The organism is Pantoea sp. UBA4549, from assembly GCF_002387285.1.
Taxonomy (GTDB): Bacteria; Pseudomonadota; Gammaproteobacteria; order Enterobacterales; family Enterobacteriaceae; genus Pantoea; species Pantoea borealis.
This window is the reverse complement of sequence record NZ_DGLH01000015.1, coordinates 21,965-42,208: the sequence shown is the minus strand read 5'-3', so window position 1 is coordinate 42,208 and position 20,244 is coordinate 21,965. Positions and strand designations below refer to the sequence as shown.

The 20,244-nt window shown below is 56.9% G+C and carries 20 protein-coding genes; 11 read left to right on the top strand and 9 right to left on the bottom strand.

Annotated elements, in window-relative coordinates:
• The first annotated feature begins 211 nt into the window (after window positions 1–211).
• The 3 genes from B3041_RS14245 (at window position 212) to B3041_RS14235 (ending at window position 3,456) form a co-directional block, all read left to right on the top strand.
• Window positions 212–652: a c-type cytochrome gene (locus tag B3041_RS14245; protein ID WP_109987906.1), complete on the top strand. Its 441-nt coding sequence runs from the start codon at window positions 212–214 to the stop codon at window positions 650–652.
• A gap of 155 nt (window positions 653–807) precedes the next feature.
• On the top strand, window positions 808–1,746 hold the full coding sequence (locus B3041_RS14240; RefSeq protein ID WP_151663465.1) for a cytochrome c: 939 nt from the start codon (window positions 808–810) through the stop codon (window positions 1,744–1,746).
• 204 nt (window positions 1,747–1,950) lie between these two features.
• The gene (locus B3041_RS14235; protein ID WP_151663384.1) at window positions 1,951–3,456 is read left to right on the top strand and encodes a helicase HerA-like C-terminal domain-containing protein; all 1,506 of its coding nucleotides are present in this window, start codon (window positions 1,951–1,953) and stop codon (window positions 3,454–3,456) included.
• Between the two features lie 113 nt (window positions 3,457–3,569).
• Here the strand turns inward: B3041_RS14235 and B3041_RS14230 are convergent, their stop codons facing one another.
• From B3041_RS14230 to B3041_RS14220, 3 genes are all read right to left on the bottom strand, one after another.
• A complete protein-coding gene (locus B3041_RS14230; protein WP_109987903.1) occupies window positions 3,570–3,800 on the bottom strand; it encodes a DUF4287 domain-containing protein in 231 nt (76 codons plus the stop codon).
• Window positions 3,801–3,945: 145 nt separating this feature from the next.
• Complete coding sequence (locus B3041_RS14225; RefSeq protein ID WP_061347206.1) at window positions 3,946–4,662, bottom strand: L,D-transpeptidase; 717 nt, start codon at window positions 4,660–4,662, stop codon at window positions 3,946–3,948.
• 292 nt (window positions 4,663–4,954) lie between these two features.
• Window positions 4,955–5,611 (bottom strand): haloacid dehalogenase type II, encoded by a 657-nt coding sequence (locus tag B3041_RS14220; RefSeq protein ID WP_292976069.1) that lies wholly within the window; start codon window positions 5,609–5,611, stop codon window positions 4,955–4,957.
• A 242-nt stretch (window positions 5,612–5,853) separates the two neighbouring features.
• Between B3041_RS14220 and B3041_RS14215 the strand changes: the two genes are divergently transcribed.
• The gene (locus B3041_RS14215) at window positions 5,854–6,450 is read left to right on the top strand and encodes a superoxide dismutase (protein WP_012092469.1); all 597 of its coding nucleotides are present in this window, start codon (window positions 5,854–5,856) and stop codon (window positions 6,448–6,450) included.
• A 57-nt stretch (window positions 6,451–6,507) separates the two neighbouring features.
• On the opposite strand, the gene B3041_RS14210 is transcribed toward B3041_RS14215, so the two are convergent.
• Together B3041_RS14210 and B3041_RS14205 are read right to left on the bottom strand one after the other, a co-directional pair.
• A complete protein-coding gene (locus B3041_RS14210; RefSeq protein WP_151663383.1) occupies window positions 6,508–7,806 on the bottom strand; it encodes a CynX/NimT family MFS transporter in 1,299 nt (432 codons plus the stop codon).
• Complete coding sequence (locus B3041_RS14205; RefSeq protein ID WP_151663382.1) at window positions 7,803–8,480, bottom strand: FadR/GntR family transcriptional regulator; 678 nt, start codon at window positions 8,478–8,480, stop codon at window positions 7,803–7,805. Before B3041_RS14205 ends, B3041_RS14210 begins: the two co-directional genes overlap by 4 nt.
• 213 nt (window positions 8,481–8,693) lie before the next feature.
• Here B3041_RS14205 and B3041_RS14200 point away from each other — a divergent pair, with 213 nt between their 5' ends.
• The 3 genes from B3041_RS14200 (at window position 8,694) to B3041_RS14190 (ending at window position 10,364) form a co-directional block, all read left to right on the top strand.
• Window positions 8,694–9,686, top strand: a complete 993-nt coding sequence (locus B3041_RS14200; RefSeq protein WP_151663381.1) for a magnesium transporter CorA family protein — start codon at window positions 8,694–8,696, stop codon at window positions 9,684–9,686.
• 61 nt (window positions 9,687–9,747) lie between these two features.
• Window positions 9,748–9,978: an AbrB/MazE/SpoVT family DNA-binding domain-containing protein gene (locus tag B3041_RS14195; RefSeq protein ID WP_151556508.1), complete on the top strand. Its 231-nt coding sequence runs from the start codon at window positions 9,748–9,750 to the stop codon at window positions 9,976–9,978.
• The gene (locus B3041_RS14190) at window positions 9,975–10,364 is read left to right on the top strand and encodes a type II toxin-antitoxin system death-on-curing family toxin (protein WP_151556509.1); all 390 of its coding nucleotides are present in this window, start codon (window positions 9,975–9,977) and stop codon (window positions 10,362–10,364) included. Before B3041_RS14195 ends, B3041_RS14190 begins: the two co-directional genes overlap by 4 nt.
• Here B3041_RS14190 and B3041_RS14185 read toward each other — a convergent pair.
• Window positions 10,361–10,879, bottom strand: a complete 519-nt coding sequence (locus B3041_RS14185) for a GreA/GreB family elongation factor (RefSeq protein ID WP_292976003.1) — start codon at window positions 10,877–10,879, stop codon at window positions 10,361–10,363. The two genes, B3041_RS14190 and B3041_RS14185, sit on opposite strands and share 4 nt — an antisense overlap.
• A gap of 116 nt (window positions 10,880–10,995) precedes the next feature.
• On the opposite strand from B3041_RS14185, the gene betI reads away from it, so the two are divergent.
• The 4 genes from betI to B3041_RS14165 all read left to right on the top strand — a co-directional run bounded on the left by betI (window position 10,996) and on the right by B3041_RS14165 (window position 16,450).
• Complete coding sequence (betI, locus tag B3041_RS14180) at window positions 10,996–11,580, top strand: transcriptional regulator BetI (protein WP_043061636.1); 585 nt, start codon at window positions 10,996–10,998, stop codon at window positions 11,578–11,580.
• Between the two features lie 2 nt (window positions 11,581–11,582).
• Complete coding sequence (gene betA / locus B3041_RS14175; RefSeq protein ID WP_151663463.1) at window positions 11,583–13,232, top strand: choline dehydrogenase; 1,650 nt, start codon at window positions 11,583–11,585, stop codon at window positions 13,230–13,232.
• A 19-nt stretch (window positions 13,233–13,251) separates the two neighbouring features.
• Window positions 13,252–14,715 (top strand): betaine-aldehyde dehydrogenase, encoded by a 1,464-nt coding sequence (gene betB, locus B3041_RS14170; protein ID WP_122241957.1) that lies wholly within the window; start codon window positions 13,252–13,254, stop codon window positions 14,713–14,715.
• Between the two features lie 712 nt (window positions 14,716–15,427).
• A complete protein-coding gene (locus tag B3041_RS14165) occupies window positions 15,428–16,450 on the top strand; it encodes a helix-turn-helix domain-containing protein (protein ID WP_151663380.1) in 1,023 nt (340 codons plus the stop codon).
• Between the two features lie 124 nt (window positions 16,451–16,574).
• On the opposite strand, the gene otsA is transcribed toward B3041_RS14165, so the two are convergent.
• From otsA to B3041_RS14150, 3 genes are all read right to left on the bottom strand, one after another.
• Window positions 16,575–17,954: an alpha,alpha-trehalose-phosphate synthase (UDP-forming) gene (otsA, locus tag B3041_RS14160; protein ID WP_151663379.1), complete on the bottom strand. Its 1,380-nt coding sequence runs from the start codon at window positions 17,952–17,954 to the stop codon at window positions 16,575–16,577.
• Between the two features lie 13 nt (window positions 17,955–17,967).
• Entirely contained in the window at window positions 17,968–18,750 is a 783-nt protein-coding gene (gene otsB, locus B3041_RS14155; RefSeq protein ID WP_151663378.1) for a trehalose-phosphatase, read from the bottom strand.
• Between the two features lie 78 nt (window positions 18,751–18,828).
• Entirely contained in the window at window positions 18,829–20,244 is a 1,416-nt protein-coding gene (locus B3041_RS14150; RefSeq protein WP_151663377.1) for a mannose-1-phosphate guanylyltransferase/mannose-6-phosphate isomerase, read from the bottom strand.

The following is a 20,244-nucleotide window of genomic DNA, read 5'->3' as shown; positions in this document are numbered from 1 at the left end:
TTTTGCTGAAAAATCCTTCAGTATAAAACAATAGTATTTAAGTCATGTTTTTCACGATAACGTGAATCCAATGTAATAATCCCTATAAATTCAGAATGATACTTGCCGCATTGGGGATTTACTCGATGCGATGATTGCAATGTCCAGGATTGTATCGGATATTTGAACCAAAGGGAGAATTTTTGTTCATTTTTTAAATATGGAGAATCGTATGCGTTTGTTTTTCCTGACTGTCAGCTCTGCAGCGGTATTGGTTGCCGGTGTCGCACAGGCCGACGTCATCGCCGATCGTCAGGCAATCATGAAGGACCTTGGACGTTCGGTTGGGTCGATTGCTCCCATGGTTAAGGGCGAGAAGCCGTTCGACGCAGCCACAGCTCTTGCTGCACTCGAAAAAATCGATGCCGACGCCAGGAAGCTGGACGTGGACACGCTGTTCCCTGCTGGTTCTGATCAGGGTGACACCGAAGCTTCTCCGAAAATCTGGGAAAACAAGGATGACTTCGTCAAGCATGTCGATAAATTCCAGACCGATGCTGCAGCAGCACTGGCAGCCAAGCCGCAGGATCTGGATGCGCTGAAGCCAGCCTTCCAGCAGGTCGCCGCCAATTGTGGTTCCTGCCATCAGGCCTTTCGCGTCAAGAAGAACTGATCTTCACTGTTGACACAGAGCACACCGGACGGAAACATTCGGTGTGCTGGATGTGAGTGGCGCGGTGCCAATGCCCCGCGCTCTAACGACCCTGTTGAATGACAGCCATAAGAGCGGTCCGCAATCGCCGGAACCGCCAGACGGGAACGGATGGAATGGTCCGAAAACTGGCATATGTCGCAGGCGCCGTGGTCGTCCTTGGAGCTGCGGCTTTCTGGATTCTGACCACACCGCAGAAGGTGGACGCGACCGTGCTGGACGCGATGAAGCCCGGCGACCCCGTCAAGGGCGAACAGGTTTTCTGGGCGGGCGGCTGCGCTTCCTGCCATGCCGCACCCGGTGCCTCGGGTGATGCGCGCAAGGTGCTGGCGGGCGGCCATGAGCTGGTTTCAGATTTCGGGACTTTCATTGCACCCAATATTTCGCCATCCGAGCAAGGTATCGGCACATGGACTATTCAAGATTTTGCCAATGCTATGCTGAAAGGCGTCGGAAAGCAGGATGAGCATCTTTATCCGTCCTTCCCCTACACCTCTTATACAAGGATGCAGCCGCAGGATGTGGCCGACCTCTTTGCCTTTATGAAAACGCTGCCGCCTTCCGACAATGTCGCGGCCCCGCATAAGCTCTCCTTCCCTTTCAATATCCGGCGAGGGCTCGGCCTCTGGAAGCAGCTTTACCTGACCGACCGGCCTGTGGTGGAAATCGCAAATGCCTCCGATCACGTGAAGCGCGGCCAGTATCTGACAGAGGCGCTTGGCCATTGCGGCGAATGCCACACGCCGCGCAACACAATTGGCGGGCTGAATACCGGCAAGTGGCTGGCCGGATCACAGTCACCGGAAACCGGCAGTGACGGAAAACGAGGCATTGTTCCGAACATCACGCCGGACGAAGCGGGCATCGGCGGCTGGAGCGAGAAAGACATCTCCTATGCATTACAGAGCGGCTTTACCCCGGATTTCGATTCGCTTGGCGGCTCGATGACCGACGTGGTTGCGAATATGGCCCATCTTGCCGAAGCGGATCGCAATGCCATTGCCGCCTATCTGAAGGCCATTCCGGCGCACCCGAACGGCTATCCGGCGCGTTGAGGGCCACGCTCCGGCATAATCTTACCGATCCTCGTTTCACTCCGGCCGGGTTTTGCTCTATATCGTAAGTTATACCAAGTCTCATCGAGTTTGAGTCATCGAGACTTGGTTAAGCCCGTGCGGCAATTGAGCATTTTCAGGGCGTGATGCCTTGGCATCTTAGCGCCCTGCTATTATAGTTGAACAGAGGGAGCAAGCTGCCTGATGACTGCCGAAGACGCTATTTTTCTTGGCGCGAGCCGCAAGCCTGACGACTCCTACCAGCAGCCGGAATATCTAGCGCTGAAATACGGTAACCGGCACGGCCTCGTCACCGGCGCGACAGGCACGGGTAAAACAGTCACGCTGCAGGTTCTGGCCGAAAGCTTTTCGGCGGCTGGCGTTCCCGTTTTCTGCGCTGACATCAAGGGCGACCTTTCCGGCATTGGCGCCATCGGCGTTCAAAATGACGGCCTCATCAAGCGTGCGGCGGAAGTGAAGCTCGACCCTTACGAAATGCGCGCCGCGCCTGTGATCTTCTGGGATATTTTCGGGGAACAGGGCCATCCCGTCCGCGCTACCATTTCAGAGATGGGGCCGCTGCTCCTGTCGCGCCTGATGAGCTTGACCGATGCGCAGGAAGGCGTGCTGAACATTGCCTTCCGCCTGGCGGATGAAGAAGGCTTGCTGCTTCTGGACCTGAAGGATTTGCAGGCCATTCTCGCTGAAATGGCGGAGCGCTCGGCAGAGCTTTCCGGCAGGTACGGCAATGTGAACAAGGCTTCGGTGGGCGCGATCCAGCGTTCGCTTCTGGTCCTCGATCAGCAGGGCGGCTCGAAATTCTTCGGGGAACCAGCGCTCAAGATTTCGGACCTTATGCGCACCACGACCGACGGGCGTGGCGTGGTGAGCGTACTCGCCGCCGACAAGCTAATGATGAGCCCACGGCTCTATTCCACCTTCCTGCTCTGGCTGATGTCGGAACTGTTCGAGGAACTGCCGGAAGTCGGCGATCCCGACAAGCCGCGGCTCGTCTTCTTCTTCGACGAAGCCCACCTTCTCTTCGATGAAGCGCCGAAGGCACTTGTCGACCGTGTCGAACAGGTGGTGCGCCTGATCCGCTCCAAGGGCGTCGGCGTTTATTTCGTGACGCAGAACCCGCTCGACGTGCCGGAAACGGTCCTGGCACAGCTTGGCAATCGCGTGCAGCACGCGCTTCGAGCCTATACGCCGCGCGAAACCAATGCCGTGAAGACCGCAGCCGATACGTTCCGTCCGAACCCGGATTTCAACACGTTCCAGGCGATCACCAATCTCGCCACCGGTGAAGCACTGGTTTCCACGCTTCAGGCAAAAGGCGTGCCTTCCATCGTGCAGCGCACGCTGATGCGTCCGCCTTCATCGCGCATCGGCCCGCTGACGCCGGAAGAACGCGCCAAGATCATCGCTGCAAGCCCGGTTGCCGGGCAATATGATCAGGTTGTGGACCGTGATTCCGCTTTTGAAATGCTGGCCCGCAAGGCGCAGAATGCAGCAGCAGCCCAGCAAAAGACCAAGGAAGAGGGCGGCGGTGGCATTCTTGGCGATCTCGTCGGCACCGTACTTGGCACTGGCCGTCGCTCCGGCCGCCAGACGGTTGCGGAAGCCGCGATGAAATCCGTCGTCCGCTCGGTCGGCAATTCGCTTGGCCGCGCATTGGTGCGCGGCATTCTCGGCGGCTTCAAACGATAGAAAGCGCTGGAGCATTTCCTGTTTTGACTGAACCAGTGGAAATGCTCCAACCGTTTGTTTTTCAACCATGTCTCCCGAAATCGATACTCGCGTTCGGGAGACATGCTTGAGAATCACGCCTTCGCCGGTTTGGCGAGAGCGTAGGCTACGAGGGCATTGGCGTGACCGTGTCCCATCTCGAATTCCGACTTCAGCCAGTTGACGATTTCCATATGCTTGTCACCCTTTCGCTGCTCAATCAGCGAAAGCCAATGCTGGACAGGCTGTCCGTACTTTTTCTCGATGGACGGGAAATAGGACGCAGGCCCCTTCACCGTTTCCTTGGCAGTTTTTTCCTCGGACATGACTTCCCTCCCCTTGTTCCGACGATTTGTCCGCGCGGAAAGTGACTTATTTTCAAGGTGGCGGCAAGTTGGCGCGACACAATAGAAAAAGCCCCGGACAGTTGACTGTCCGGGGCTTTGCAATCTGCCGTTTCAGCACTCGCTATTACATCACCAGAATTGGTGACTTCGCCGGAACGCGATCATAGAGATCGATGATGTCCTGGTTCAGGAAGCGTACGCAGCCCGAAGAAACCGCCTTGCCAATGGACCACCATTCCGGATTACCGTGCAGGCGGTACAGCGTGTCTTTGCCGTCCTGGAAAATATAGAGTGCGCGAGCGCCGAGCGGGTTCTTGAGGCCCGGAGCCATGCCGCCGTTCTTGGCGCTGTACTGCACCAGTTCCGGCTGGCGGGCGACCATTTCATCTGGCGGGGTCCAGCGCGGCCACTGGCGCTTGTACTGGATCACAGCACGGCCAGACCATGCGAAGCCTTCGCGGCCGATGCCGACGCCGTAGCGCATCGCCTGTCCGTTTTCGAGGACGAGATAGCAGAAGCGGTTAGCCGTATCGATGACGATCGTACCGGGCAGTTCGCCGGTTGGATCCTGCACAACCTGACGCAGGAAGCGCTTGTCCATCTTCTGGATCGGAATTGCCGGAAGCTGGAAGCCGCCATCCTCGACGGCGGCGTACATCTGCGCCCAGCCGCCATAGGAAGAGTCGACATTGGCCTGCGGGGTGCGGTTGATCGGGTTGCCCGACTGATCCACATCAATGATTGGAACATTCTGCCCCAACTGAGCGCAACCGGCCAGACCGGCGGCCGCTGTTGCTGTCATTGCCGTCAGAAAGGAACGGCGGGTAAGGGTCGTTTGCATATGAAAACCAGTTTGGTGACGGGAGGAGTTACAGATACACATTCAGGGTTAACGAATTGCGACCCGGCCAATTGTGGCAGATACGCGGTGAGCTGTCGAAACGGCCTCAAACGGCTGTTTCCGGTGTTTGGTTGCACGGAAAACGCCCGAGAAATGTGGCGTACACCCGTTCGTAATGCGGCCTAAACGTGGCGAAAGCCCACCAGCGCGACTCGTGTTGCAGCCGCGACACAATTTTGGGTGCAGGAGCCTGCTTTCCATAAACCGGGAAAGTTCAAATTTTAGTGATTACTCAATCAAGCAATTGGAGACTTGGCAGAATCAATGCCGGAGCGAACTGCTTGTATTCGTCGGGCTGGTTGGTCCGATTGATCCAGACCCCGCGCATACCGAACCGTACCGCACCTGCCACATCCCAGCGGTTCGAGGACTGGAACGAGATTGCAGAAGGATAAAGCCGCCATTGCAAAGTGACGAGCTCATAGACGGCGGGGGCGGTCTTGTATTTCCTGACTTCATCGACCGAAATCACGTCGTCAAGCAGGACGTCGAGCGCTGCAGAACGAACGGCGGATTCCAGCATCGCGGGTGAGCCGTTGGAAAGAATTGCAAGCCGTGCGCCCTTTTCCTTCAGGCTTTTGAGGGCCGCAGGCACTTCCGGATAGCAATCGAGCTTCCAGTAGGCATCGAGCAGGTCATTGCGCAGCGCCGGATCGACAGAAGGGTAGCGTGCGAATGCGAAATCGAGCGAATCCTCGGTCAGCTTCCAGAAATCACTATAGGCACCCATCAGGCTCAGCACCCAGGAATATTCGAGCTGCTTTGCGCGCCACAGTTCGGAAAATGCCCGTCCGTCCGGCCCGGCTTTGTCTGCATGTCGCCGCACCGCCGAATGGACATCGAATAATGTGCCATAAGCGTCGAAGACATAAGAACTATAGGACACCATTTCCTCCTGTGAGGGTCCGCCACGCATCGCGAAGCATAAAATCTAGAATTGCGCCATCCTACTGTGATTTCAATAATAATTCATTGTCTTGAAACTAAATTGCTCATTCGCGCCATTGCCGCCCGCACCGATGCGGCCTATGTAGATTCCGCACGCAAGTTTTGAGGCAGCATCTGCTCGGCCCGCCGCAAGCTGCCCACGTAAGTTGCCATGTAAGCAGAAAGAAAAGAGGAGAGTTTCCAATGGCTTTCGAACTGCCCGCCCTGCCGTATGACTATGACGCCCTTGCGCCTTTCATGTCGCGCGAGACGCTTGAACTTCATCACGACAAGCACCATCAGGCCTATGTCACCAATGGCAACAAGCTGCTTGAAGGCTCCGGCCTCGAAGGCAAGAGCCTTGAAGAGATCGTCAAGGAAAGCTACGGCAAGAACCAGGGCCTCTTCAACAATGCCGGCCAGCACTACAACCATATCCTGTTCTGGAAGTGGATGAAGAAGAACGGCGGCGGCAAGAAGCTGCCGGGCAAGCTTGAAAAGGCAATCGAGTCAGATCTTGGCGGCTACGACAAGTTTCGTGCGGATTTCATCGCTGCCGGTGTCGGCCAGTTCGGTTCGGGCTGGGCCTGGCTGTCGGTCAAGGACGGCAAGCTCGAAATCTCCAAGACCCCGAACGGCGAAAACCCGCTGGTTCATGGCGCAACGCCGATCCTCGGCGTCGACGTGTGGGAACATTCCTACTATGTCGATTACCGCAATCTGCGTCCGAAATACCTCGAAGCCTTTGTCGACAGCCTCATCAATTGGGAATTCGTCGAAGAGCTGTACGAAAAGGCCTGATGCCTTTCATGCAGAAATAAAGAAAAACCCCGGTTCTGCCGGGGTTTTTTGTTGCTGCTATTCCTTGATTACCTGCACACCTACATGTTGCGCGCGCCCGGCTCCCCATCCGGCGATGGCAGCGCCCAACCCCAACACGGCGAAAAAGAGGCCACAGGCGGTAAAGCTGCCCGTTGCGCTGTGGATCAACCCTACGATCAGCGGGCCGATTGCGGCAAGCGTATAGCCTACGCACTGCGCCATGCCGGACAGATGCGCCGCCGTGTGTGAGTCCGGCGCCCGCAGCACAATCACCATCATGGCGGCGGCGATGAGACCGCCTTGCCCGATGCCCTGAATGACCGCCAGTCCCCAATAGGTCCATAGCGGCAAATAGAGAAAGCCGATCAACGGCAAAGCTGCACAGGCGCAGAGAATGACATTGAGCAGGCTCTGGTTCTTCTGGCGGGTAGCAATCGACGGTACTGCGAGACAAGTGATGACCTGCGCCAGGATCGAAAAGGAAACCAGACCGCCTGCCGCTGCCGGGCTGAGGCCCTGTTCGCGCAGGATCGGCGCCAGCCATCCGAAAACGATATAGGCAGTGGAGGATTGCAGCCCCATGAACAGGGTTACCTGCCAGGCCAGCTTGTCCTTCCACAAGCCGATCACCTTGAAACCAGAATGGGCGACATTGTGTTTCGCACGCATGGCCTGCGGCAGCCACAACAGCAAAACGACTGCCGCCGGAACAGACCAGAAAGCCAAGGCAAGGTTCCAGGAACCGCCGAGCATCCCCTTGATGGGAATGGTGAAACCGGCTGCGGAGGCAGCGCCGCCGCATAATGCCATCGTATAAAGGCCGGTCATGATGGCCGCAGTTTTCGGGAAATCACGCTTGACGACGCCCGGAAGTAGCACGTTGCCTGTCGCAATGGCGGCACCGGCCAATGCTGCGCCTATATAGAGCGAATAGAACGAACCGACGCCGCGAATGGCGGTGCCGACAGTCAGCACGACCAGCACGAAAAGCAGGACACGTTCGGCGCCGAAACGCTGCGCCAGCCGTGGTGCAAACGGCGCAAAGACACCAAGGCAAACAACCGGCAAAGTGGTCAGAATACCGGCCGCAATGGACGACATGCCGGTGGCATCGATGATTTCCGGCAAAAGCACGGAAACGCTGGAAAATACCGGTCGCAGATTGGCGGCGATCAGTACGAGGCTCAGACCCAGCAAAATGCGCATCGCCTTGCTTGGCGGCTGCTGGACTGGCGGCGGCGGAACGCTGTCCACCTCAGCGTCGACAAGCGCCTCTGGCTGCAGCATCGCCTCGTTTTTCGCCGTATCCGACAGGGCTGTGTTTGTGTGGCTCATGATGCCAGCAACCTTTCAAGTTCTTCAATCAGGGGCGCCATGAAGCGACGAACCGTTGCACCGGCCTTGTCAGGATCACCCGAGGCGATGGCTTCAACGATCTGTCGGTGCGCTTCATGGTTTGGCTCAGGCAGTTCGCCGTCGAGCGTGGCTTCTATGGATTCGCGAATGGAGGCGGAGAAAAAGGCATAGACCTCGATCAGTGCGCTGTTGCCCGAGGCCGCAACAATGGCCTCATGAAAGGCAAAGTCCCGGGCCACGAAAGTTGTCCGGTCGAGTTCATCGCGATTGCCGCGCTGTGCCAGCATTTTCTCCAGATGGACAATCCCCTTGGACGTGATGCGCAAGGCGGCAAGCCGCGCTGCCTCCGTTTCAAGAACTGCCCGGGTCTCGAAGCGGTCGCGCAAGCTGGTATGGCGGATGCGGTCGAGGCTGCGCACCGTGTCGGCGGTGGAACGGACATAGGTCCCCGAACCCTGCCGAGTTTCCAGCATTCCCTGTGCCACCAGCGCCCGCACAGCTTCCCGCACCGTGCCGCGACTGACATCGAGCGTTGCAGAAAGTGCTGCTTCATTTGGCAACTGGTCGCCGATCGTCCAGCGTCCGGACGTTATTTCTCCACGCAATGCCTGCGTGGCCGAATCCGTCAATGTCTTGCGGGATATTGCCTTCATACCTTCACCAAAGTCATCTGATGACTTGATGAATTAAACCTGAGTAATGAAGCTGTCAACCGTCATGAAGAAAGCTGATTGCGGGCTGGTGCGGCGGATTTGAAAATCCTGTTGTCACACTGGTAACCACTGCCGCATTCCGTTAACAATTTTCGCGCAAAGTGCCCCATAATCCAGCCGCTCGAGATTTCGGGCCAGACTTCAGGTGCCAGTATGATCACACTTTACAGCCTTTCCGGAGACCACCTCGAGCAAGTGGAAGTCGAGCCCGGTACTCCGTTGCCCGAGAATGTGATCTGGATCGATCTGTTTGCTCCCGGCGTCAATGAAGACAGTATTGTCGAGGCATGGATAGGCATTTCAATCCCGACCCGCGAAGACATGACGGAGATCGAGGAATCGAGCCGCTTCTATATGGAAACCGGCGCACAATATCTCACCGTGCCGATCCTGCACGCGGTCGATCTCGACCACCGCGAGCTTGCTCCGGTCACCTTCATTCTGCACGGCTCGCGGCTGATAACCGTGCGCTATGCCAATCCGAAATCGTTCAGCACCTATATCCTCCGCTCGACCAAGCGGGGCAACGGGCTGATATCAGCCAAGTGCTCGGGCTTGTCGATCATGCTTGGCATCACCGAAGCCACCACGAACCGGCTTGCCGATATTCTGGAAGGCGTGGCAGGTAAAATCGATGCGGCCTCGCACTCCATCTATCGCCGCCAGCCGAAAGCCCGCCCGATGACGACGGAGGATTTCCGGCACATATTGACCCAGATCGGTGGACAGGGAACCTTCCTCTCGCGAATGCGCGAAAGTCTGGCGGGTATCAGCCGTATGCTGGTCTATCTGTCGGCCATCAACAATCCGGCAGCCGGCAAGAAGGAAACGCGTAGCTGGATCAAGTCGCTGGAGCGCGACACGCAATCCCTGACCGCCTATGTGGATTTTCTGTCCAACAAGGTCACGTTTCTGCTCGATACGATCGTCGGGCTGATTTCGGTTGAACAGAACGCCATCATCAAGATTTTCTCTGTGGCGGCGGTTGGTTTCATGCCACCCACGCTCGTGGCTTCCATCTATGGCATGAACTTCTCCTTCATGCCGGAATTGCAATCGCCATGGGGCTATCCGATGGCGCTTGGTCTGATGATCGCTTCTGCCCTGCTGCCGCTCTATTACTTCCGCCGCAAAGGCTGGCTGTAGCTTGTGGTGACAACACAGGCGCACCATGTTATATCATGCGTTATAACATAGGAGAAAAGCCATGAACGTAACCCTGCGCAAAATCGGCAATTCCGACGGTGTGATCATCCCGAAGGAAATGCTGGAGCAGTTGAACGTGCAAACTGGCGACACTCTGGTCCTGACCGCAGACAAGGATGGGCTGAGACTGACCAGGAGCACGGAAGACCCGGAAATCTTAGAGAAGAAAATGAAGATCGCCCGCGAGCGGATGAAAAAATATGAGACCGCTTATCGCGTGCTCGCTCAATGATCGACTTCCATTCACGGGCTTTCATAGAAGCGCTGCATCAGGAGCAGTTGCGTCTGCATGGTGGTGCAACCGGCATTCGCGATAACGGCTTGCTTGATTCAGCACTTGCGCGTCCGCTGCAAAAGGAAGCCTATGGCGATCCGGATATTTTCGACCTGGCGGCGGCCTATCTGTTCGGTGTGCTGAAAAACCACCCCTTCGTGGACGGCAACAAGAGAACAGGGCTGGCTGCCGCCGACTTGTTTCTTTATTTCAATGGTTTCAGTCTTGAGGCCGAACAGGAAGACATTATCCAACTCGTCCTGATGGTTTCAACGAGTGAAATCGATGAAACCGGCGCAGCAGCGTTTTTCCGTGACCATACCGTCGCTATAGACGAAGACTAAACAATCCTCAGCGACACGATTTCCCACTCGACATTATTGATTTTCACGACATCGCCGACCGGCTTGCCGAACAGCAGAATGGCAACGGGTGCGACATGGGAAATCTTGCCGTTTGACGGGTCAGCCTCATCCTCGCCCACGATGGTCCAGCGGCGAACCTTGCCGTCGTCCAGATTTTCCAGATCTACCGTCATGCCGAAACGCACGACATCACTGTCGGGAGCGGGAACGGAAACCTCGGCATTTTCACGCCGCGCCACCCAGTAACGCAGATCACGTGAGATACGCGCAATCGCCGAACGCTCGCCCGCGACATTGGCGTCCGCCAGCTCGCGCTGCAGCCGGGCGATTTCATCCTCGATCATCTTCAGGCCAGCTGGCGTGACGAGATTGCGATGCGGGCTGACCGGACGCTCGCCGAGGTCGGTCGGCGCATCGTCCTGTTCTTTGGTGAAAGCTCTGCTCATCAGTTGAATGTAAGCAGTCGGCACCTCCCCGACAAGCCTCCCTGTCATGCAGTCCACCCGCTGCTACGACGGTAAATGCATGATTTGCATATCTGGTTTTTATTGATTGATGAGTCAATCAACGTTAAACTGGCCGCTCGTTAGCCTGAAAACGGACCAAGATTATGCCCAAGATCGGGATGGAGCCCTTGCGGCGGCGCGAACTAATCGATGCCGCCATTCGTACTATCGGCCAGCGAGGTTCGCTGGACGTGACCGTCGCGCAGATCGCGCATGAGGCGGGCGTTTCGCCTGCGCTCGCGCATCATTATTTCGGCGGCAAGGACAAGCTCATTCTCGCCACGATGCGCCATCTGCTGCGCGAACTGGGACAGGACCTCAACGCCGCCATCGGACGGACCGAGACACCGCAGGAACGTATCGCAGCCATCATTGCGGTCAATTTTTCCGCATCACAGTTCACCCAGGAAACCATTGCCGCCTGGCTTACCTTCTATGTGCATGCGCAGCAGTCGGAGGATACGCGCCGGCTCCTGCGCATCTATGCACGCCGCCTGCATTCGAACCTCGTTTTCGCGCTTGAACAGCTGACATCGCGCGAGCGGGCCAGCCGCATTGCCGAGGGTGCAGGTGCCATGATCGACGGCCTCTACATTCGTCACGCACTTGGCGCCGATGCGCCCAATGCTGCCTCAGCCATTGCGCTGGTGGAAGATTACATCGCGGTTCAGCTTATGGGGGAGAAATGAGTATGGAAGCGGATTTCGTCATCATCGGCTCCGGCTCCGCCGGATCGGCCATGGCCTATCGCCTGTCTGAAGACGGTCGCTATTCGGTGATCGTCATCGAATATGGCGTTCCAGACGTTGGCCCGCTGATCCAGATGCCGGCTGCCCTCTCCTTCCCCATGAATATGGAAACCTATGACTGGGGCTTTTCTACAGAACCGGAACCGCATATTGGCGGGCGCAGCCTTGTGACGCCGCGCGGCAAGGTGCTGGGCGGCTCGTCCTCCATCAATGGCATGGTCTATGTGCGCGGCCATGCCCGCGACTATGACCACTGGTCGGAAAGCGGTGCGCGCGGCTGGGCCTATGCCGATGTTCTCCCCTATTTCAAGCGGATGGAAAATTCGAGCGGTGGCCAGGAAGGCTGGCGCGGCATCAATGGCCCGCTTTATATCCAGCGCGGCAAACGCGACAATCCCCTGTTCCATGCCTTTGTAGAGGCTGGCCACGAAGCGGGCTTTGAAGTCACCGAAGACTATAATGGCGAGAAGCAGGAAGGCTTCGGCCCGATGGAGCAGACGATCCACAACGGTCGTCGCTGGTCTGCCGCCAATGCTTATCTGAAACCGGCTCTCAAGCGCCCGAATGTCAAGCTGGTCAAGGGCCTTGCACGCAAGATCGTGCTGGAAGGCAAGCGTGCCGTCGGCGTGGAAATCGAGGCGGGCCGCAGTTTTTCGACCATCCGCGCGCGGCGTGAAGTCATCATTGCCGCCTCGTCGATCAATTCGCCGAAGCTCCTGATGCTCTCTGGCATTGGCCCTGCCGCACAACTGAAAGAACACGGAATTGAAGTGGTCGCCGATCGCCCCGGCGTAGGCCAGAACCTGCAGGACCATCTGGAAGTCTATATCCAGCAGGAATGCACACAGCCAATCACGCTCTACTCCAAACTGAACCTGTTTTCGAAAGCGAAGATCGGTGCGGAATGGCTGTTCTTCAAGACCGGCGACGGTGCCACCAACCATTTCGAATCCGCAGCATTCCTGCGCTCGAAAGCTGGTGTGGAATATCCAGATATCCAGTATCACTTCCTACCGGTCGCCATCCGCTATGACGGCAAGGCGGCAGCGCAGTCGCACGGCTTTCAAGCCCATGTCGGCCCGATGCGGTCGAAATCGCGTGGCAGCGTGACGCTTCGCTCGGCCAATCCACGTGAAAAGCCTGTCATCAAGTTCAATTATATGTCGCATGAAGACGACTGGGCCGACTTCCGCCATTGTGTGCGACTGACCCGTGAAATCTTCGGACAGGCCGCATTTGATGCTTATCGTGGCGCGGAAATCCAGCCCGGTGCGCATGTTCAGAGCGACGATGAAATCGATAATTTCATCCGCGAGCATGTCGAGAGCGCCTTCCATCCGTGCGGAACTTGCAAGATGGGTGCGGTTGACGATCCAATGGCAGTCGTTGATGCTGAATGCCGGGTGATCGGTGTCGAAGGCCTGCGCGTTGCGGATTCATCCATCTTCCCGCGCATCACCAACGGCAATCTCAACGGCCCGTCGATCATGGTCGGCGAAAAGGCTTCCGATCATATTCTCGGCCGTACGCCGCTGGCGTGCTCCAATCAGGAGCCTTGGATCAATCCGCGCTGGCAAGTTTCCGACCGCTGATAAAATTTAAGGGATAACAATGAAAGCACAACCCAAAGCCTCGCATTTCATCGGCGGCGCATTCATGGAAGACAAGGCGGGCAAGCCGTTGCCGGTCATCTATCCAGCAACCGGCGAGGAAATTGCCAAGCTATATTCGGCGACACCCGATGTGATCGAGGCGGCTTATGCAGCAGCGCTGAAAGCGCAAGGCGAATGGGCTGCGCTTAAGCCCGTCGAACGCGGACGCATCCTGCGCCGCACTGCAGAAATCCTGCGCGAAAAGAACAAGAAGCTGTCGAAGCTCGAAACGCTTGATACCGGCAAGGCGCTTCAGGAAACGCTGGTGGCGGATGCAGCTTCGGCCGCGGATGCACTGGAATTTTTCGGCGGCATCATTTCAGGCTTCAACGGCGAGTTCGTGGAGCTTGGCGGTTCGTTCGCCTATACGCGCCGCGAAGCGCTCGGCATCTGCGTCGGTATCGGCGCATGGAATTATCCGATCCAGATCGCCGCGTGGAAATCCGCGCCTGCACTCGCGATGGGGAATGCCTTCATCTTCAAGCCGTCAGAAAACACGCCGCTTTCAGCGCTTGCATTGGCGGAAGCATACAAGGAAGCGGGCCTTCCCGATGGATTATTCAATGTCGTGCAGGGCTTCGGCGATGTCGGCGCCGCACTCGTCAATCATCGCTTGACGGCCAAAGTTTCACTGACTGGTTCTGTGCCGACAGGCCAGCGCATCATGGCGCAGGCAGGCGAACACCTGAAGCACGTCACCATGGAGCTTGGTGGCAAGTCGCCGATCATCGTGTTCGATGACGCCGACCTTGAAAGCGCTATCGGCGGCGCGATGCTCGGTAACTTCTATTCGACCGGGCAGGTCTGTTCGAACGGCACCCGCGTCTTCGTTCACAAGAAGGTGCGCGAACGTTTTGTCGAACGGCTGGTCGAACGTACACGCAAGATTCGCATTGGCGATCCGCTGGATGAAGCAACCCAGATGGGGCCACTAGTCAACAGTGCACAGCGCGACAAGGTGCTGTCCTATATCGAAAAGGGTAAGGCAGAAGGGGCGAAGCTTGCCTGCGGCGGTGGCGTGCCGAAACTGCAAGGCTTCGACAAAGGCTTTTTCATCGAGCCTACCGTCTTCACGGATGTGACCGACGGCATGACCATCGCTCGCGAGGAAATCTTCGGTCCGGTGATGAGCGTTCTGGAATTCTCCGACGAGGACGAAGTAATCGCACGCGCCAACGATACCGAGTTCGGTCTGGCGGCGGGTGTGTTCACCTCCGACATAGCACGGGGCCATCGCGTAATCAGCCAGATCAAGGCCGGGACCTGCTGGATCAATGCTTATAACCTGACGCCAGTGGAAGTACCGTTCGGCGGCTATAAGCAATCTGGCATCGGACGCGAGAACGGTATTGCCGCGCTCGCCCATTACAGCCAGATCAAGACTGTCTATGTCGAGATGGGCAAGGTCGACAGCCCTTATTGACCGCTGTAATCGGCCCGCGGAATTGAAGTTGGTTCTGCGGGCGTCTGCGTACAGTCATAGCGGTAAAGCTGTGGCGACGGCACTGCCTGCGGATAGACAATGGCACGCTGCGACCGTTGACTGGCGGGAACTGACGGCGAATTCCATAGAGGCATGGCCCAGGACGGCCTCGTCACTGTATCGGAAGAGCCGGTCCCCTGAATGGGGATGCGTCGGCACTCGGTCCCGAGCGTACCGTTCAATCCGGCAGCTGTCGCAACACTCGTGCAGCTAATCAGGGCAAGCGCCAAAGCGGTATAAAACAGTTTCATATCGCAACACTTTTCAAACAAATATAAATATCGGCTCGAAGCTGGCCAGATTCAATGGCAGCTTATGCCCGATCATCTGGCAAAACGCAGCGCATAAATGGCACGGAGCAGGCCTGTTTGTTCGGTCGCCACGTCTTGGCTTTTCAGCCCGTCAACGGAAGCTGAAATCTGAGTATAGAGCGACCATATATTTATATTAGATTCTAATTATAGACCAATAACTAATTATACCGTAATTCTCAAAACCGTATCGACAAATCTATTTACAGATAATAAGAATGAAACTCAGATTTATTGGTCAAGATAATAAATAATATCACTATTAACTAACGCAGTATTGATTTTTCATGCATAATTCACTCTCATATCAATGGCCATGACCTTGGGCTGAACGGTTAGTAATGAATAACGAGACTTCAATTTCGACCGACACAATAGAGGATAAGCTGCGCAATGCATTCTGGCGCGCTGTCCTTAAGCCCGTATACGAGATCACGGGCGAAGATGATGATTACCAGTTTTCGGGATCAATTGTCGCGCGTTCCATCGGTTCCATCCAGATTGGAGCGACCTCGTTCAATTCACAAAACTACTCACGCGCCCCAAAGCTCATCGCCCAGGGCGGGCTCAACCAATATATCCTGCAGCTTATCACCGGTGGCGATCTGCACGGAGATTTCAACGGGGTCGATGTCAAGGCGAAACAGGGCGATATCGTTATCATCGACCTGACGCAGACCGTTGAAAGCCGGGCATCCGGCGGCTCTCGCATCACCGTGATGATACCGCGCGACGAATTGGAAAAGATCGTAGGCTGGCGCAACCTGCACGGCCTCGTCATGCTGGCAGACGCGCCCATGACGCGTCTGCTGTTCAATTATCTACGCAGTCTGCAATCGTTGAACGGCGATCTCGACAGGATCGAGGCGCAATCCGCGCAAGATGCAATGTTCATATTGCTCGGCGCCACCATCAACGGCACCGAAGGCGGTGCAGTCGAAGCCCTTCCAGCCAATCTGCCCATGCGCAAGCACATCCTCGCCTATATAAACGAGAACCTTTCCAACCCGTCGCTTGGACCGCATCTCATCATCAAGAGCCTGCGCATCTCCCGATCGCGTCTTTACCGGGCGCTTGATATGGACGGCGGCGTGGCCAGGATTATCCGTGACAAACGGCTGGATCGTGCTTATCGCATCCTTGTCGACGAACGTGGCCGCCACGTCTCGCTCAAGGAAATCGCCTATCGCTGCGGCTTTCATGACGGCACGCAATTTACCAAGGCTTTCAAGGTCCGTTTCGGCATGTCGCCCAAAGATGCCCGCGAATCCGACGCGGCTTTGCTATCGTCGGATTCAGCCAATTTCGACTATACGATCCACGTTTCGGAAGAAGCCGCCAAACGCAGCGTCGACAAGCCGTGAGCCGGAGCATGTTTCCCGAAAGTAGGAATTGGTTTCGGGATGCGCTCTAATGTTTGTTTTTTCGCGCATCTCGTTCCGAAAACCGCTTCGCACTTTTGGGAGACATGCATTAGCCTTTTGTTTCTCAACCGGGAGAAAGACGGTTCAGGAAGTCGTCGCACCAACGATTGACGTCATGCGTGCTCAGAAAGGCCATCATGCTTTCAAACCGTTCCTTGCGTTCGGCAAGCGGCATGGCAAGCGCGCGGGCCATGGCATAGGCCATCGCCTCAGTGTCATAGGGGTTGACCAGAAGCGCACCGTCGAGTTCCTGCGCGGCACCCGCAAAACGGGACAGCACCAGCACGCCGGGATTTTCAGGGTCCTGTGCCGCAACATATTCCTTGGCGACAAGGTTCATCCCGTCACGCAGCGGCGTGACCAGTCCGACAGCCGCCAGCCGGTAAAGCCCGGCCAGCACCTCGCGGTTCAGGGAACGGTTGATATAGCGTATCGGCGTCCAGTCGACCGTAGCGTTTGCACCGTTTACCCGTCCGGCCAGTTCTGCCACGGCGCGTTGCATATCCTTGTATTCCGGCACTTCGGAGCGGGATTTCGGCGTGACCTGCAAAAAGGTGACCTTGCCGCGATTGCCGGGATCGACCTTCAGGAAATGTTCGAAAGCCTCCATGCGATTGGTGATACCTTTGGAATAATCGAGCCGGTCGACGCCGATGATTAGATCGCGATCAAGCATGCTGTCACGCATGCGCTTTACGGTTGAATGACGTTGCGCCTTATCGGCTATCTTCGCGAAGGATGCCGTCTCGATACCGATACCGAAGCGCTCGGCACGAAACTGGTGCCCGAACGCTTCGAACAATCCGTCATCATTGAGCGGCTTGCCTATCTTCTCTCGTCGCAGGCAGCCGATGAAGTTATCGACATCGTTCTCGGTCTGGAAGCCCACCACATCATAGGATGCGAGGCCGCGCATGATAGTCTCATGCACGGGCAGCGTGAACAGGATATCGGCAGGCGGCCAGGGAATATGCAGGAAGAAGCCGATACGGTTGGTGACACCGAGATTGCGCAGTTCGGCCGCCAGCGGAATGAGATGATAGTCATGGACCCAGATCACATCATCCGGCTCGATCATCGGCAGAAGATGCTTTGCAAACAGGCGGTTGACCCGGAAATACCCGGCCATGTCCTTGCGCGTGTAATCGATCAGATCTAGGCGATAGTGACAGAGCGGCCAGAGCATGCGGTTGGCGAAACCTGCATAATATTCGTCGATATCCTTCTTGTGGAGATCGAGCAGCGCGTAGCGAATGGGCCCCACATCGCGGATCGCCAGTTCCTGCGCCTGGCGATTGGGAAGGGTCTTGCCGGACCAACCGAGCCATATGCCACCGCGTTCGCTGAGCGCAGCCTGCAATGCCACCGCCAGCCCACCCGCAGGGGCCTTGCCCTGTTCGTCGGGCAAGGGAACACGATTGGAAACCACGATCAGCCGACCCATATATCAAATCCTCTCATTGTTTTGCTTGTTCATCGCCACAAAGGCGGGATAGCCAGAGGCGAAGCTCTGCCGGGTTCGCCAACCGCGTGGCGCCCGGACGGTCGATTGCACGACCGATCACGACCGCAGTGCCATCCAGTTCGTCTGCAGCCTCAAGCATCGATAAATCTGTCAGATCGTCGCCGAAAGCGATCGGCGCCCTCCCCGCAAACGGCTCTTCCTTCATGAAACGGCGCAAGGCCACGCCCTTGTCGCTGATCGCCGGGCGCAACTCGAAAACCATCTTGCCCGACTGCACGACCCAGTCCGGCCCGGCGAGCTTCAATGCCTTACCGACGAGATCATGCACCAGATCGGCTTTTTCAGGCGCGGCGCGATAATGAAGCGCCACCGCGCTCCCCTTGTCTTCGGCAAGAAAGCCGCTGACACGCAATGCAGCCTGACGCAGAAAATCCTTGGCAATCAGAAAATGCTCATCCGGCTCGATCCGTTCGACGAGCCCGGATGCGTGCCGGAACTCGGCACCGTGCAGCGCAGCTATTGGGCCGGTATAATCGGGAAGGCGTTCCTCGATAAACGCAATCGTCCTGCCGGTGACCAGCGCCATTGCGCCAGACAGCCGCGCCGAAATGGACGAAAGCGATTTTTGCAGACCAACTGGAACGATAACGCCATCCGGACTGGCGGCGATATCGAGCAGAGTTCCGTCCACATCGAAGAAAAGGGCGTGTTTTTGAAAGTCGATGACCGGCATACCGATCTGATCGGTTGCCGGGTCCTGTTCCTTGCTGGGCATGTTAAGGCAAACATCCGCGATGGCGAATGGTTCCCGAATAAATTCGGCCCGCTTCTATTCCCTACCGGCTAGACGGCCCTATGTGCGGCCATAGACATCATCGAAACGCACGATGTCGTCTTCGCCCAGATATTCGCCGCTTTGCACCTCGATAAGCACGAGCGGCAGAATGCCCGGATTTTCCAGCCGGTGGCGGAAACCACAAGGAATATAGGTCGACTGGTTGGTCGTGAGCAGAATCTCGCGGTCGCCATTGGTGACCTTTGCGGTTCCAGAAACGACGATCCAGTGTTCGGAGCGGTGGTGATGCGCCTGCAAGCTCAGGCGACGCCCCGGCTTCACTTCGATCCGCTTGATCTTGAAGCCGTCGCCCTCCTCAAGAACCGTATAAGTACCCCATGGGCGATGGGCCGTGCGATGAAGCTTGGCTGCTTCATGGCCGCTTGCCCGCAGCTTGTTGAAGACCTTGCGCACTTCCTGCGCCTTGTCACGATGAGCTACGAGCAACGCATCAGGCGTGTCCACGACAAGCAGATCGTGAACGCCGACAAGGCTGACCAGCCGGGTTTCGGACAAGACAAAGCTGTCGGTCGTGTCTTCGATAACCGTCTCACCGCGCAGACGGTTGCCGTCGTCATCCGGCGCGACGAGATCGGCCATCGCCGCCCAGGAACCAATATCGGACCAGCCGCAGGACACTGGAATGCAGGCAATGTTGTCGGCCTTTTCCATGATCGCGTAATCGATGGAAATCGCAGGAGCAGTCGCAAAATCGTCCTTTGCGATTTCGATGGTCTTGGTCTCACCGTTGACGCCGCGCCGGGCATGTTCAAGCGAAGCCTGCACGGCATTGAAGATTTCCGGCGCAAAATGCTGCATTGCTGCAAGCATGGTTCCGGCCGTGAAACAGAACATGCCGGAGTTCCAGAAATATCGACCGCTCTCAACATAGGTTTGCGCGGTCTCGGCATCAGGCTTTTCAACAAAACGCAGCACATCCGTACCTTCGGCTTCAATATAGCCAAAGCCGGTTTCCGGATGATCGGGCACAATACCGAAAGTGACAATGCGCCCCGTTTCAGCAAGCTGGCGGGCCTTTGTCACAGCCTCGGCAAAAGCAGTCTCATCCTCGATCAGGTGGTCGGCGGGCATGACAAGCAATGTCGCGTCCGGGCCGTAAGTCGCCGCAGCATGCAGAGCCGCAACCGCCACAGCAGGCGCCGTATCGCGCCCGAGCGGCTCCAGCAGAAACACATTATCGACCTTGGGCGCCTTGGCATCGGCATAGGCATCGAGCGTCAGGAACAGGAAGTCGCGGTTGGTCACGGTGAGGATATGGTCCACACCGTCGAGCTGGGCCGCGCGCTTGTAGGTCTTGCCAATCAAGGTGCTGCCATCGGGCAGTTCGATGAACGGCTTCGGATGCGCATCGCGCGAAAGCGGCCACAATCTGGAACCGGAACCGCCGCTGATAATGACAGGAATAAAGCTCAT